The organism is Pseudomonas sp. MWU349, assembly GCF_017947325.1.
In the GTDB taxonomy this organism is placed as follows: domain Bacteria; phylum Pseudomonadota; class Gammaproteobacteria; order Pseudomonadales; family Pseudomonadaceae; genus Aquipseudomonas; species Aquipseudomonas protegens.
Genome location: NZ_JAFEVP010000002.1, coordinates 746132 through 760954, shown reverse-complemented (window position 1 = coordinate 760954; position 14823 = coordinate 746132). Strand labels below are relative to the sequence as shown.

Sequence of the window (14823 nt, the reverse complement as noted above, 5' to 3'; positions counted from 1 at the left end):
TTGTCCCGCACGTTTCAGGCTTATCCATGAACTCGCAAAGCATCCTCGTCCCGAAAATTTCCACCCTGCCGGTGCACGAGCCCCGGGCTCGGGCGATCGTGCGCTGGCTGGTGCGCAAGAACATCGTCGAGGAAAGCCTCAGCACCTGCGGGCGCACCGGCAATCGCATGGGCCACGCGATTGCGCCGGGGGCACGGGAGGTGGTGCTGCGGCCGGAGGCACTGCCCTTCGGCGAGCCGATCAATGGTCTGGAGATCATCACCAAACGCTGCATCTATACCCCGGCCAAGGGCTTTCTCGAAGAAGCCGGCTGTGCCGAATGCCGCCAGGAAATCGGCGAGGCGCTGTTCGAGAGTCTGGAAGACTGGATGCCGGGGCGCACCGATAACTTCACCTGCCCCGAATGCGGTCATGAAGATGACATCAACGGCTTTCTGTTTCTTCAGGAGTGCGGCTTTTCCAACTTGGGCTTTATCTTCAACAACTGGGCCGAAGCGGGTTTTAAACAGAGCTTTATCGACGAGTTCGCCGACTGGCTGGATCAACCGATTAGTTGGGTCAAGGTCGAGTTGTAGCGCGCTGATATCTCCATCTATCACTCCAGCGATATTAGCCAGAGTTTTACATTGAGCCCGGGTAGCTGTCTGAGTATAATGGCGCGCTTCCATTTTCCCGCCCGGGAGCCCCCGCGATGCTGCGTATCAGCCAAGAAGCCCTCACCTTCGACGACATTCTCCTAGTGCCCGGTTATTCCGAAGTACTGCCTAATGAAGTCAGTCTTAAGACCCGTTTGACCCGTGGCATCGAGCTGAATATTCCACTGGTTTCCGCTGCCATGGACACCGTCACTGAAGCCCGTCTGGCAATCGCCATGGCTCAGGAAGGCGGCATCGGCATCATCCACAAGAACATGACCATCGAGCAGCAGGCCGCCGAAGTGCGCAAGGTCAAGCGTTTCGAAGCCGGTGTGGTCAAGGACCCGATCACCATCGAGGCCGACGCCACCGTGCGTGACCTGCTCGAACTGACCGGCATGCATAACATCTCCGGTGTGCCGGTACTGCACAACGGCGACCTGGTGGGTATCGTGACTTCCCGCGACGTGCGTTTCGAAAGCCGTCTGGAAGTCAGCGTCCGTGAAGTGATGACGCCTAAAGAGCGCCTGGTCACGGTCAAGGAAGGCGCCGACAAGACCGCCGTCCGCGAGCTGCTGCACAAGCACCGCATCGAGCGTGTACTGATCGTCGACGACGCCTTCGCTCTCAAGGGCATGATGACCGTCAACGATATCGAGAAAGCCAAGGCTTACCCGCTGGCCAGCAAGGACGACCAGGGTCGCCTGCGTGTTGGCGCTGCGGTCGGCACTGGCAAGGACACTGGCGATCGCGTTGCTGCGCTGGTCAATGCCGGTGTCGACGTGGTGGTGGTGGACACCGCCCACGGTCACTCCAAAGGCGTGATCGACCGCGTTCGCTGGGTCAAAGAGAACTTCCCGCAAGTGCAGGTGATCGGCGGCAACATCGCCACTGGCGCTGCCGCCAAGGCCTTGGCCGAAGCCGGCGCCGACGCAGTCAAGGTCGGTATCGGCCCGGGCTCGATCTGCACCACCCGTATCGTTGCCGGTGTTGGCGTGCCGCAAATCAGCGCCATCGCCAATGTTGCAGCGGCGCTGGTCGGCACAGGCGTGCCGCTGATCGCCGACGGCGGTATCCGGTTCTCCGGTGACCTGTCCAAGGCCATCGTCGCCGGTGCTTCCTGCGTGATGATGGGTTCGATGTTCGCCGGTACCGAAGAGGCTCCGGGCGAGATCGAGCTGTTCCAGGGCCGCTCCTACAAGGCTTACCGTGGCATGGGTTCCCTGGGCGCCATGTCCCAGGCCCAGGGCTCTTCCGACCGCTACTTCCAGGACTCCTCCGCGGGTGCCGAGAAGCTGGTGCCGGAAGGTATCGAAGGTCGCGTGCCGTACAAGGGCACCCTGACCGCGATCATCCATCAGCTGATGGGCGGCCTGCGTTCTTCCATGGGCTACACCGGTAGCGCCAACATCGAAGAAATGCGCACCAAGCCGGAGTTTGTCCGCATCACCGGCGCCGGCATGGCTGAATCCCACGTCCACGACGTGCAGATCACCAAGGAAGCGCCAAACTATCGCGTAGGTTGATAGTGATCGCCTCCAGGCCAAGGCCCGGAGGCGATTGACGAATTTAGTAACCGGGGCTGTGTTTTTCAGCCCCGTGTCGTTTCTGAAATTAGACGAGACTGACCATGGCCCTCGACATTCACGCTCACCGTATCCTGATCCTCGACTTCGGTTCCCAGTACACCCAACTGATCGCCCGCCGTGTGCGCGAGATCGGGGTCTACTGCGAACTGCATCCGTTCGACATGGACGACGAAGCGATCCGCGAATTCGCTCCCAAAGGCGTCATCCTCGCCGGCGGCCCCGAATCCGTGCACGAAGCCAACAGCCCTCGCTGCCCACAGGCGGTGTTTGACCTGGGCGTCCCGGTCTTCGGCATCTGCTACGGCATGCAGACCATGGCCGAGCAGTTGGGCGGCAAGGTCGAAGGTTCCGAGCTGCGTGAATTCGGCTATGCCCGGGTTGATGTCGTCGGCAAGAGCCGCCTGCTGGACGGCATCGAAGACCACGTCGACGCCGACGGCCTGTTCGGCCTCGACGTGTGGATGAGCCACGGTGACAAGGTCACCAAGATGCCGGAAGACTTCCACATCCTGGCCAGCACCCCGAGCTGCCCGATTGCCGGCATGTTCAACGACGACCTGCGTTACTACGGCGTGCAGTTCCACCCGGAAGTGACCCACACCAAGCAGGGCGGTCGCATCCTGTCGCGCTTCATCCTCGACATCTGCGGCTGTGAAGCGCTGTGGACCCCGTCGAAGATCGCCGAGGACGCCATTGCCCAGATCCGTGCCCAGGTTGGCACCGACAACGTCCTGCTGGGCCTGTCCGGCGGCGTCGACTCCTCGGTGGTCGCGGCCCTGTTGCACAAGGCCATCGGCGACCAGCTGACCTGCGTCTTCGTCGACAACGGCCTGCTGCGCCTGCACGAAGGCGAGCAAGTGATGGCCATGTTCGCCGAGAACATGGGCGTCAAGGTGATCCGCGCCAACGCCGAGGAGCAGTTCCTCAACAACCTGGCCGGCGAGTCGGACCCGGAGAAGAAGCGCAAGATCATCGGTCGTACCTTCATCGACGTGTTCGATGCCGAATCCTGCAAGCTGGAAAACATCAAGTACCTGGCCCAGGGCACCATCTACCCGGACGTGATCGAGTCGGCTGGCGCGAAAAGCGGCAAGGCCCACGTGATCAAGTCGCACCACAACGTGGGCGGCCTGCCGGAAGAAATGAACCTCAAGCTGGTCGAGCCACTGCGCGAGCTGTTCAAGGACGAAGTCCGCCGTCTGGGCCTGGAACTGGGCCTGCCGTACGACATGGTCTACCGCCACCCGTTCCCGGGCCCGGGCCTGGGCGTGCGCATCTTGGGTGAAGTGAAGAAGGAATACGCCGACCTGCTGCGTCGCGCCGACCACATCTTCATCGAAGAGCTGCGCAAGGCCGACTGGTACCACAAGGTCAGCCAGGCCTTCGTGGTGTTCCAGCCGGTGAAGTCCGTGGGCGTGGTAGGTGATGGCCGTCGTTACGCGTGGGTCGTGGCCCTGCGCGCCGTGGAAACCATCGACTTCATGACCGCACGTTGGGCGCACCTGCCTTACGAGCTGCTGGAAACCGTCAGCGGCCGGATCATCAACGAGATCGAAGGCATCTCCCGCGTCACCTACGACGTGTCGAGCAAGCCGCCGGCCACGATTGAGTGGGAGTGACCCCTCCTCGTAATAAACAAACGCCCGCGTAACAGCGGGCTTTTGTTTTTTGTCGCGGTACAGGGGTTAAACATTAAGGTTCGGGTTTTGGCGCGAATGTCCCGATGTAAACATAAGGCTCAAGATTAAACGCCTCTTTTAGCTGGCGAGGATTGTACTCGATGACCTGCGGCGTATCAGATAGCGCTGACATCACCATGGCTAACCTCCAGTCTGGGTTGAGCATTAATCCTGCGTTGTGTTCGTTACGTGTGAGGAAAAAGCGCGGTGTCGTGCCGGCCGTACCCTTAACTTCGACATGTAGCTCTGACTCTTTGCGCGTGAAGAGAAAGTCATATCCGCAGGGAAGGTGTGTTGTACGCTGGTAGTCATAACCTTGTGCTATGTAATACGCTATCACGGCGTCCTCAGCTGCAAGCTCAACGGCTTTACGGTGTTCAGGGCTGCCAAATCCCCGAAGAGGGTCGGCCTGATCTAGTTCTGGGTCAAAAACGGTGTGTTCATTGGGGTTGTGTACTGCGACTAGGGCCAAGCGCGTCATTAAGCTCTCGAGCCGAGCCTGCACTCTTTCTTTGTTCTCGGTCTTCGTAACGTTTGGGCCGTCCAGAAAAGAGTACTTCCCCTGTTTCACGGATGGATCCGAGAACGGCAGAACTCGCTCCTCGGGCGGGATGAAGTAAGCGGAATCGCTGGTTATGCAATATGACCAGTCGTAAGCAGGATGGGGGGAAATTTGCTGTCGCTGGTCGGTGTTGTTCGGGCGGACAATCCACTCACCACGAAGAGTCGCATTTTCGTACCAGCCGACCACGTGTATACCTGGGGTTGCCGGATTTTTGGCCAGACATACAACCGTCCATCCTTCCGGGTCGTCATGATAAGGCGCGTAGTTGCCTCCTTGAGGGGGAACATAACAGTAGTAAGTCCCATCGACATCTGGCATGAAGTTGTACGCTTCATGGCCTCGTCCTTCGTTTTCCGTGCCTCTATTCTGATTTAGCCAGGCAAAGTTACCGGCGATGTCGCCTCCTCGATAATATTCTGACCACCCGAATTTGACCCACAATACCTTATTCATGTAATGCCTTTCCTTTGGGCAGGTTTTTGCATTTTCGCAATCGAGGCAAACTGGTGGAGTGACGATCAGGCCTGAGTCGCTGATCCGAACAAGCTGCTCATGACGCTGGTATTTGAGATTCGTGGATTTCGACCGGGGCCAAAACAGGCTTTGACGTGTTCCAGAAGGTGAACCCGGCGAGGGCACCCGCGCACACCAATGCCAAGCCGCACAGTCCGGCCATGAGACGACGCTGCTCGCGGCGCAAGCGTGTTTCGCCGCTCTTCTGTTCGTTGCGCAGGGCATGTACCTCGGCTTGACGCTCGGCCCGCTCCTGCTGCCGTTCGCTGCGTTCGTTAAGTAGCGCTTGGCTCTGTTCGGCCAGCACTTCGCGCAGTTCCGAGAGCTGGCGCTCAAGGTCGCGGTGATTCTCGTCCCGCAGCTGCGCTTGAAAGGCTAAGTCGGCATCGAGCCGTTCGGTCTGGCTGGCGGCTTCACGGCGTTGTTCGTCGAGTACGGCGAGCAGACCTCGCTCTACAGCCGTGAGACGTTGTTCCAGGGTTGAGTCGACCGCCTGCTGCAACTTCGTGAGGCGCTGCTCCAAAGTGCCCGCCTGCTCATCTAGGACTTCCCGGAGCAACTGCCGCTGTTCTTCCAGAACTCCCTGCATCTGCTGCATGCGATTGTCAAAGTCCGCCAGCAGACGATCCCGGGTTTCCATCACTTCTTTGGCGATGCTTATCAGCATCTCGCCGTGTTCGTCGGTCAGTCCTTGGACTTTCAACAGGTCTGTGACGTATTGGCGCAAGCCAGCGGCTTGGTGCTTGATCACGGCCTGGTGCTGTTCGAGGCGCGTGTTCTGTCGTGCCAGTTCCTCGGCCTTGGCATCCAAGGTCTTCTGCTGGTCGGCCAGTTGCCCCTGCTGTTCGGTCAGTTGCTGCGCCTGCAGCGAGCTGATCACCATCAACTGGGCGAGAGTTTTGGAGAATTCCGCCTGCACTTGCTGGGCGTCGAGCTGGGCGTTCTTCAGTTCGCCACGATGAAAAAGCCGGCCTAGGAAGTTACGCTGCTCGTGTTCGTCGCGCACCCTCTTGAAATCGTCTAGACGTTTGAAGGTGCTGTGGAATTTCTCGTACACCTCGGCGATGTCGATACGGGCGAGCAGGTCGTCGCTTGGGACGGTGCTGGCGAGGTGGGCAATGACCTTGGACATCCCTTATGTTTCCTTCCTGAACTGCTGAAGCAACGAACTGAGGCGTTCGTTGAACTGTTTTTTGCTATCGATGGCCTGGGATAGGGCGACGATAGTCGAAGCCTGTTCTTCCATGGTGCCTTGCGCGTGCTGCACCGAGGCTTGGGAGGCCTCGGTTGCCTGGTCGAAGCGCTCGGCGATACGCTGATTGAGCTGGGCCATCATCCGGTAGCGCGCCGACAGCCGGAATTGCAGCTCTACCTGTTCGATCATGCGCTCGCCCAGTTCGGCTGTGGCTTGCAGGGTATCGATCTGCGCGTTGATGAAGTCGGTTCCCTTATCCAGCATCCAATCGATCAGCGAGTCGATCGCGTACATCAGCAGGGCGTTGGCGAGGCCGGTCATAAGGCCGGTGAGCACCGGGGCAATCATGCCGGCCAGCGGTGCGAGCACCGGGATGCCGATGATGAACGTGTTCATCGATTGCTCCAGGAGCATACCGGCACCGAGGGTGAGCAGGCCGGCCAGGCTCTTGCTGACGGCGCGCATGACGTCAGCGCCGGACATCTCCTTGGGCGGCCAAAGCAGCAGCTTAAGTGCCTTGAACAGCTCCTGCATGCCTTCGCGGATGATCGTCACGACCTTGGCCGAAGTGGTAATGAGGTTGTTGATTAGGAAGGTCAGCAGGTTGCTCACAAGGCCTTGCAGGCCGCCTTCGAAGAAAGCCTCGAAGGCGGCCTTGAACTTGCTCTGAACGCGCTTGAGCACACGCTCAACTGCTGCCATCACACGGTCGAGCAGGGGCTGCTGATCGTCACGCTGGCTGACCACCTTGTGCACTTCGACGAAGCTGCCGTTGACCACCTCGAACAACAGCACTCCCACTGCCCTGCGGAGGCCTGTCTTGCCGAATTCCTTCGCGCCTGTAATGCCCAACTCCTTGCCGTGGTAGAGCAAGCGGTCTTTGGTATCGGGCTGATGCTGGTCGATGGCGGCGCGGGCCTTGTCGATCAGCGGCTTGGTAATGGATTCGTCATAACCGTTTTCGGCAGAAAGCGCGGTCTCTGCGGCGGTATCACTCTTTTCTCGATTATTTTCAAAGGTGGTGAAATGCAGGTTGTCTTTTTCCGAGGCCAGCGCCTTGCGTTGCTCCGGAGTAAGCATCCAGCCGCCTTCCTTGTGTGCTTGCTTCAGGGGTATGGTGTGATCCAGCTCTGCGTTCATCACCAGCTTGCCATTTGACTTGGCCGTGCGCTTGGTCGGTGCATTTTCATTGGTGTAGGTGTCGATGAAGGTTTGCGAATTCATCGTGCCGTCCCTCACCGCATCCTTCATCTTCTGCTTTTTCGCGGCAGCGTAATCGTAGTCGGCTTCCCGGTCATAATGCTCGGATGCCTTGGCGTAGATATCCTGGTTAGCATTGTGCTGGGTGGTGACGTTGCCACCATCGATGTCCGAGAACATTGCCGGGGTCAATCCGAAGGGGCCGACCACTTGTTGCAGGGCTTCTTCGCGGCAGCGGTCGAGCAGCTCCTGGAGGCGCTTGTCTTTCAGTGTCTCCCGTTCGGACCGAGCGCCAGCTGGCATCTGTAGCTGCCGCTGGTCGGCATCGATCACGGAGCTGAGCAGGGCATCGAGATTGGCCGTGAGCAGTGGATCGACTTGCAGGGTCGGTTGGGAGGTCATGCAACGGTCCTTGTCGAAAGAAGCCTGCCCAGCAGGGAAAAGGCGAAAAAGACACTATTAGGCCACTATTGATTGTTCAGGCACAAGCCGCAGACCTCAGTGCTTCCAGATCACTGGATTTCAGAAATACCACCAAAGGTTTACCGCAGGCGGACACTGCCTGGGGACTATCAGCCCAGTACGGATATGACTAGGCTCGCGTTATCGGCGATTCTTGATTAGGACGCCCTTCGATGCTCACGTCATGGCGCGAGAGGCGCCACGTATGATCGAGGTTTCGCAAAGCGAAGGGGGTGCCTGTGAAGATTAGGCGAGTCAGTAAGAGGACTTACTTCCGATTGCTACGGCATAAACCGCGACAGATAACGAATGATGCGCTGAGATGTGAAATGGTATTTTTCATGGTTCTGTACTAATTGCCTCGCCAGAAGCGCCGTTTTTCCTGACGTTTACCTGCTTGTTAATAATAGAGTGGGAATGATCGGGGCCTAGTGATCGGCGCTTGATCCATTGTCGTTTCTGGGGGATTGCCTCCGGTACACATCGGCATTTGTGTTGCAGGACCTTTAGAAACGGCGCTTTTTCGCCTTCCGGCAATATCACGTAAGACATGCTCGGCCCTTTGTCCTGGGCTTCTCTCTACCCTTGGGTCTTCCCCCGCCTGTTTTTGCTGCGGCTTGTTCGCGGCGGGGTTTGATCGGATGATATAAGGTTGTCGGTTGACAACCTTGTGTGACTGGCGATACTGGAGGCTATGGATGGCTCGTGCAACTCATCCCAAGAAGGACATTGAAATGGCCCTGCGCTACGCCGAATGGCAGGGCTGGCGCATCGAGATCGGCGGTGGTCATGCCTGGGGGCGGATCTATTGCCCGTACAACAACGAAGTGTGCCGCTGTGGCGAGTTCTGCATCACCAGCGTATGGCGTACGCCGAAGAATCCGACCCAGCACGCCCGGGCGTTATGCCGGGTGATCGACAACTGCACCCTGAACCAGCTGCGTGGAGCCAAGTCGCCGGCAGCCCGCAAGGAGTAAGCACCATGGAATACCTGTTCACCCTCAACTACCTGCTGCCGCTGGAGGGCTGCGATCCGCTGCAACTGGTGGAGCGCCTCGGTGCGGCGGGTTGCACCGACGTCCTGGTGGGCACCGGCCTGGCCGGGCGCCTGGCCCTGGAGTTCAGTCGCGAGGCCGAGAGCGCCGAGGCGGCGCTGCTCAGTGCCCTGGGGGATATCAAGCGAATCATTCCCGAAGCGCGGCTGGTGGAGGCCAGCCCGGATTTTGTCGGCCTCAGCGAGATCGCCGAAATAGTCGGCGTGTCCCGGCAGAACATGCGCAAGCTGATGCTCGGCCATGCCGACAGCTTTCCCCTGGCGATCCATGAAGGCAGCACTTCGTTGTGGCATTTGGCCGAGGTCCTGAGCTGGCTGGACAGCAAGGGCGGTTATGCCCTCGAACACCCGGTGATCGAGGTGGCGCGGGTGGCGCAGCAAGTGAACACCGCCAAGGAATCCAAGCGCATCGGCCCCTTGAGCGGTGAACTGGTGGCCCTGCTGGGCTGACGGTGCAGGGCTTAGCGCCGCGCCACGTCGGAGAAGTAGAACTTGTCCAGGGTGTGCCGTGATTCGGTGTACTCGAACTGGCGCCCGTCCTGCAGAAAGGTCTGGTTGCTCACCACTATTACGTGGCTCTGGCCGTCCAGGTCGAGCAACTGCTGGTCGTCCTTGCTCCGCGGGCTGGCCTCGATGGTGCGTTGGGCGTAGCTGATGCTCAATTGCAGGGTTTGTTCGATGTAGGCATAGATCGACTGCTCGGCGATCTGCCGGTCCAGCCCTGGAATCAGATCGGCGACAAAGTGGTTGATGTCGAGAATCACCCGTTTGCCGTCAATGCGCCTGACCCGCTTGATCCGGGTGATCAGGCTGCCTTCTTCGGCTTGCAGATGGGCCCGCAGCGGGCCTTCGAGAGGAAACTGGCTGAACTCCACCACCTCGGTGCTGACGTCATCCCCCAGGCCTGGATAGGTTTCCTGGAAGCTGACGATGCCGCCCAGTTGGAACTCGATGGGATTGGGCGAGAGCACGAAGGTGCCCTTGCCGTGGATCTTCTGCGCGAAGCCGCGCTCCTGCAGCAGTTCGATGGCCTTGCGCACGGTGCCGCGGCTGGCCTGGTAGCTGTCCATCAGTTCGCTTTCCGAAGGCAGGCGGGCGCCACGCTCCAGACGTTCGGTGGTGATGCTGGCAAGCAGATCGCTGTAGATCTGGTTGTATTTGCTCATGGGATGGCTCTGCGCCGCGCTGTGCTCAAGGCAGGCACCTTAAGGGCTGCGCGGGGTATTTGTCCATGTACCTGGCAGGCCGGAGTCGGCTCGGAAAAGCACATTTCGAACGTTGGCCAGAAGAAAAATCCAAACTCGTCTGTACGAGTTGTTGATTTAACTCGTACAGACGAGTAGTTTCCTCCTCGGCGTGCTGCCAATAACAAAAAACTCAGGTGGAAGAACGAGCATGAGCCACGACTATTCAACGATCGCCAGCGAGTTGCTGCACAGCCTCGGTGGCGCCGACAACCTCGAGCAGGCTGCCCATTGCGTGACCCGCCTGCGCCTGGCCCTGAAGGACCCGAGCCGGGTCGACAGCGCCACGCTCAACCAGATCGACCTGGTCAAGGGATCGTTCTTCACCGGCGGCCTGTTCCAGGTTGTGATCGGCCCCGGCGAAGTGGAAAAGGTCTATGCGGCGCTGCGTGAGCAGACTGGCCTTGCGGCCTCGACCATTGCCGATGTGAAGGACAAGGGCGCGCAGAAGACCCACGCCATGCAGCGCCTGGTGCGGGTGTTCTCCGATGTGTTCATGCCTATCCTGCCGGCCCTGATCATCGCCGGCCTGCTGATGGGGGTGAACAACCTGCTGGGTGCCAAGGGCATGTTCATCGAGGGCCAGACCCTGCTCGAGGCCTACCCGGGCCTGGACGGGCTGTGGAGCCTGATCAACCTGATGGCCAACACGTCCTTCGTGTTCCTGCCGGCCCTGGTGGGCTGGTCGGCGGCCAAGCGCTTCGGCGGCAGCGAGATCCTCGGCATTGTCCTGGGCCTGATGCTGGTGCACCCGGACCTGCTCAACGCCTGGAACTACGGCAAGGCCGTGGCCGGGCTGGATGGCCAGAGCCTGCCGTACTTCGACATCCTCGGCCTGTTCCAGATCGAGAAGGTCGGCTACCAGGGGCAGATCCTGCCGATCCTGCTGGCAGCCTATGTGATGAGCGTGATCGAAAAATGGCTGCGGGCCCGGGTGCCCAACGCCATTACCCTGCTGGTGGTGCCCATCACCACCATCGTGGTCACCGGGGTGCTGGCCCTGGCGATCATCGGCCCGGTGACCCGCCATCTGGGGATCCTGATCACCGAAGGCGTGGTCACCCTGTTCGACCTGGCGCCGGTGGTGGGCGGGGCGATCTTTGGCCTGCTCTATGCGCCGCTGGTGATCACCGGCATGCACCACATGTTCCTGGCGGTCGATCTGCAACTGATCTCCACCCAGGGCGGCACCTTTATCTGGCCCATGATCGTCATGTCCAACCTGGCCCAGGGCAGCGCGGCCCTGGCGGTGTTCACCATGAGCCGCAACGCCCGGGACCGCAGCATGGCTTCGACCTCGGCGATCTCGGCCTACTTCGGCATCACCGAGCCGGCGATGTTCGGCGTCAACCTGCGCTACAAGTTTCCGTTCTATGCCGCGCTGGTCGGTTCGGCCCTGGGCAGCATCTTCCTCTCGCTGAACAAGGTCCAGGCCTCGGCCATCGGCGTCGGTGGGCTGCCGGGGTTCATCTCGATCATTCCGCAATACATCCCGATGTTCGTGATCGGCATGGTCGTCGCCCTGGTGGTGCCGTTCGTCCTGACCTGCGGCCTGAGCCTGAAGATCATCCGTCCCGGCTACCGAGTGGCCTGACCGGCCTTCTAGGCGCCGGCTCGCCGGCGAATGCCCTCGCACTTTCCAAAGGATTCCCCCATGCAAGACTGGCAGCGTTCGGTGATCTACCAGATCTACCCGAAAAGTTTTCACAGCCACCAAGGGCAGGCCACCGGCGACCTGCTGGGAGTGGTGGACAAGCTCGACTACCTGCACTGGCTGGGGGTCGATTGCCTGTGGTTGACCCCGTTCCTGCGTTCGCCGCAACGCGACAACGGCTATGACATCAGCGACTACTACGCCATCGACCCCAGCTACGGCAGCATGGCCGACTGCCAATTGCTGATCGAAGAGGCCGGCAAGCGCGGGATCAAGCTGATGCTGGACATCGTGGTCAACCACACCTCCATCGAGCACGCCTGGTTCCAGCAGGCCCGCAGCAGCCTGGACAACCCCTACCGGGATTTCTACATCTGGCGCGATGAGCCCAACAACTGGGAGTCCAAGTTCGGCGGCTCTGCCTGGGAATACGAGGCACAGACCGGGCAGTACTACCTGCACCTGTTCGATCACACCCAGGCCGACCTCAACTGGGACAACCCACGGGTGCGCGCCGAAGTCTTCAAGATGATGCGCTTCTGGCGGGACAAGGGCGTCGGCGGCTTTCGTCTCGACGTGATCAACCTCATCTCCAAGCCTGCGGACTTCCCCGAGGACCAGAGCGATGGCCGGCGCTTCTATACCGATGGCCCGAACGTTCACGAGTACTTGCAGGAAATGCATCGGGAAGTGTTCGCCGGCCATGACCTGGTGAATGTCGGCGAGATGTCGTCCACCCGCCTGGAACACTGCATCCGCTACTCGAACCCGGAGTCGAAGGAGCTGTCCATGACCTTCAACTTCCATCACCTGAAGGTGGATTACCCCAATCAGCAGAAGTGGTTGCGGGCCGATTTCGACTTCCTTGAACTCAAGCGCATCCTGTCCGACTGGCAGTGCGGCATGCAGGCCGGTGGCGGCTGGAATGCGCTGTTCTGGTGTAACCACGACCAGCCCCGGGTGGTCTCGCGCTTTGGCGACGACGGCGAACACCGTGTGGTGTCGGCGAAGATGCTGGCCACCGCATTGCACCTGCTGCAGGGCACGCCCTTTGTCTATCAGGGCGAAGAGCTGGGCATGACCAATCCGCATTTCCAGCGCATCGAGCAGTATCGCGACGTCGAGACCCTGAACATCTACCGCCTCAAGCGCGAGGCCGGTGAAGAGCCGCAGGCCATCATGGCGGCGATCCAGCAGAAGTCCCGGGACAACGGGCGCACGCCAATGCAGTGGAATGCCGGGGCCAATGCCGGTTTCAGCAGCGCTACCCCCTGGATCGAGGTTGCGGCCAACGCCGGCCAGATCAATGTCCAGGCACAGCTCGACGACCCGCAATCAGTGCTGCACCACTATCGCCAATTGATCGCGTTGCGCCGTGAGCAGGGTTTGATCCAGCACGGCGTCTATCGCCAATTGCTGCCCGAGCATCCGCAGGTCTGGGCCTACGTGCGGGAAGGGCAGGGCGAGCGACTGCTGGTGGTGAACAACTTCTATGGTTCGCCGTGCGAGGTTGAACTGCCGCAGGAGGTCATCGACCCGGGCATGCAGCAGCGTCTGCTGATCAGCAACTACCCGGGAGATGGCGCTCGCAGCCGGCATTTGCGGCTGCGGCCCTATGAGTCCTTCGTCCTGCACCTGACCGACTGCTGACAATCCTCGCAGAAGCGGTCGGGCCGTTTGCGTCTGCCCTGAATGCGCTGTTGCAGATACAGCGCAGGGCTTCGTTCGTCGGTAAGCCGGCTTCTGTGGATCGAAATATCACAATAAAAATAATGGGGTGGCTTATGAAAACAACAATAAATCGCGGCCTGGCGGCGTCCTGCCTATGTCTGGCATTGCCCTTTCCGGCCCAGGCCCTGGAGTTCGCCGGCTACCTGCGCAGCGGCCTTGGTACTTCGGTCAACAGCGGCCCACAATCCTGCTTTCAGCTACCCGGGGCGCCCTCCAAGTACCGCTTGGGCAACGAGTGCGAGCAGTACGCCGAGCTTGAGCTGCGCCAGGACCTGTACACCCTGGAGGACGGTTCGGTACTCAGCGTCGACGGCATGGCCTCGCTCTATAACCGCTACGACCGCAACCTGACGTTCCAGGGCGAGAACGGCTCGGCGCGCATGCCGCAGATGTACGCCCAGTGGTCGAACCTGCCCAGCCTCAATGGCGGTTCGCTGTGGGCCGGGCGCCGTTACTACAAGCGTAACGACATCCATATTTCCGACTTCTACTACTGGAACCAGAGTGCCACCGGCGGCGGCGTCGAGGACGTACGCATCGGCGATCTGAAATACAGCTACGCCTTTTCCCGCAAGGACAACCTCTACCAGAAGCAGGCCGTGAGCCGTCATGACTTCAACGTTGCCGGTTTCCAGACCAACTCCGGCGGCGAGCTGGAACTGGGCCTGAGTTACCTGGAAAAGCCCGATCACCGTGGTGCCCACAATGGCTGGGCGATCACCACCCAGCATGTGCAGAAAGACTTTTTCGGTGGCAAGAACAAACTGGCCCTGCAATACGGTGAGGGGCCCGGTACCGGCCTGGGCTACACCGGCAATCCCTACCTGGATGACGGCAACAAGAGTTATCGCCTGGTGGAGTTCTTCGATTGGCAGGTCATCCCGCGCTTCGGCGGCCAGGTAGAGGCGGTCTATCAGAAGGACATTCGCCCCGACGGCCAGGATCAGAACTGGATCTCCCTGGGTGTGCGCCCGGCCTATGCCATCACCGAACAGTTCAAGCTGGTGACCGAGTTTGGTCATGATCAGGTGCAGGCGCCCGGAGGCACCCGCAAACTCAGCAAGTTCACCTTTGCACCCACCTGGTCGCCCAAGGGGCCGGAGTTCTGGGCGCGGCCCGAGGTGCGCCTGTATTACACCTATGCCAGTTGGAACGAGGCCGCCAAACGCGCGGCCAACGAACTGGCGGCTGGCTCCGCGCTGTCCGACAGTGGTGTCTTCGGCACCGCCCGGCACGGGGCGAACGTCGGTTTGCAGGTCGAGTACTGGTGGAAATAAGCGATGCTGTCGGGGCTCGCGCTCC

At 60.3% G+C, this 14823-nt stretch carries 12 protein-coding genes; 8 read left to right on the top strand and 4 right to left on the bottom strand.

Features of this window, described 5'->3' with window-relative positions:
* Positions 1-26: 26 nt before the first annotated feature.
* The 3 genes from KCG88_RS10705 (at position 27) to guaA (ending at position 3843) form a co-directional block, all read left to right on the top strand.
* Entirely contained in the window at positions 27-575 is a 549-nt protein-coding gene (locus KCG88_RS10705; protein WP_210712348.1) for a sugar ABC transporter ATPase, read from the top strand.
* 116 nt (positions 576-691) lie between these two features.
* Positions 692-2161 carry an IMP dehydrogenase gene (gene guaB / locus KCG88_RS10700; protein WP_047289105.1) on the top strand — a complete coding sequence of 490 codons (1470 nt, stop codon included), beginning with the start codon at positions 692-694 and terminating at the stop codon, positions 2159-2161.
* A gap of 104 nt (positions 2162-2265) precedes the next feature.
* The gene (gene guaA / locus KCG88_RS10695; RefSeq protein WP_047289103.1) at positions 2266-3843 is read left to right on the top strand and encodes a glutamine-hydrolyzing GMP synthase; all 1578 of its coding nucleotides are present in this window, start codon (positions 2266-2268) and stop codon (positions 3841-3843) included.
* A 73-nt stretch (positions 3844-3916) separates the two neighbouring features.
* Here the strand turns inward: guaA and KCG88_RS10690 are convergent, their stop codons facing one another.
* The 3 genes from KCG88_RS10690 to KCG88_RS10680 form a co-directional block, all read right to left on the bottom strand.
* The gene (locus KCG88_RS10690) at positions 3917-4921 is read right to left on the bottom strand and encodes a DUF3883 domain-containing protein (protein WP_210712347.1); all 1005 of its coding nucleotides are present in this window, start codon (positions 4919-4921) and stop codon (positions 3917-3919) included.
* A gap of 97 nt (positions 4922-5018) precedes the next feature.
* Positions 5019-6113, bottom strand: coding sequence for a hypothetical protein (locus KCG88_RS10685; RefSeq protein ID WP_210712346.1), 1095 nt, complete (start codon positions 6111-6113; stop codon positions 5019-5021).
* 3 nt (positions 6114-6116) lie between these two features.
* Entirely contained in the window at positions 6117-7778 is a 1662-nt protein-coding gene (locus KCG88_RS10680; RefSeq protein ID WP_210712345.1) for a hypothetical protein, read from the bottom strand.
* 758 nt (positions 7779-8536) lie between these two features.
* Between KCG88_RS10680 and KCG88_RS10675 the strand changes: the two genes are divergently transcribed.
* Together KCG88_RS10675 and KCG88_RS10670 are read left to right on the top strand one after the other, a co-directional pair.
* The gene (locus KCG88_RS10675) at positions 8537-8815 is read left to right on the top strand and encodes a hypothetical protein (RefSeq protein WP_047289009.1); all 279 of its coding nucleotides are present in this window, start codon (positions 8537-8539) and stop codon (positions 8813-8815) included.
* 5 nt (positions 8816-8820) lie between these two features.
* Entirely contained in the window at positions 8821-9342 is a 522-nt protein-coding gene (locus tag KCG88_RS10670) for a hypothetical protein (protein ID WP_047289007.1), read from the top strand.
* 11 nt (positions 9343-9353) lie between these two features.
* Here KCG88_RS10670 and treR read toward each other — a convergent pair whose 3' ends face one another.
* Positions 9354-10058 carry a trehalose operon repressor gene (gene treR, locus KCG88_RS10665; RefSeq protein WP_011063188.1) on the bottom strand — a complete coding sequence of 235 codons (705 nt, stop codon included), beginning with the start codon at positions 10056-10058 and terminating at the stop codon, positions 9354-9356.
* Between the two features lie 229 nt (positions 10059-10287).
* Between treR and treP the strand changes: the two genes are divergently transcribed.
* The 3 genes from treP (at position 10288) to KCG88_RS10650 (ending at position 14798) form a co-directional block, all read left to right on the top strand.
* Positions 10288-11730, top strand: a complete 1443-nt coding sequence (gene treP, locus KCG88_RS10660; protein WP_210712344.1) for a PTS system trehalose-specific EIIBC component — start codon at positions 10288-10290, stop codon at positions 11728-11730.
* Positions 11731-11790: 60 nt separating this feature from the next.
* The gene (gene treC, locus KCG88_RS10655; protein ID WP_210712343.1) at positions 11791-13440 is read left to right on the top strand and encodes an alpha,alpha-phosphotrehalase; all 1650 of its coding nucleotides are present in this window, start codon (positions 11791-11793) and stop codon (positions 13438-13440) included.
* 134 nt (positions 13441-13574) lie between these two features.
* Positions 13575-14798, top strand: coding sequence for a carbohydrate porin (locus tag KCG88_RS10650; RefSeq protein ID WP_210712342.1), 1224 nt, complete (start codon positions 13575-13577; stop codon positions 14796-14798).
* Positions 14799-14823 lie beyond the last annotated feature (25 nt).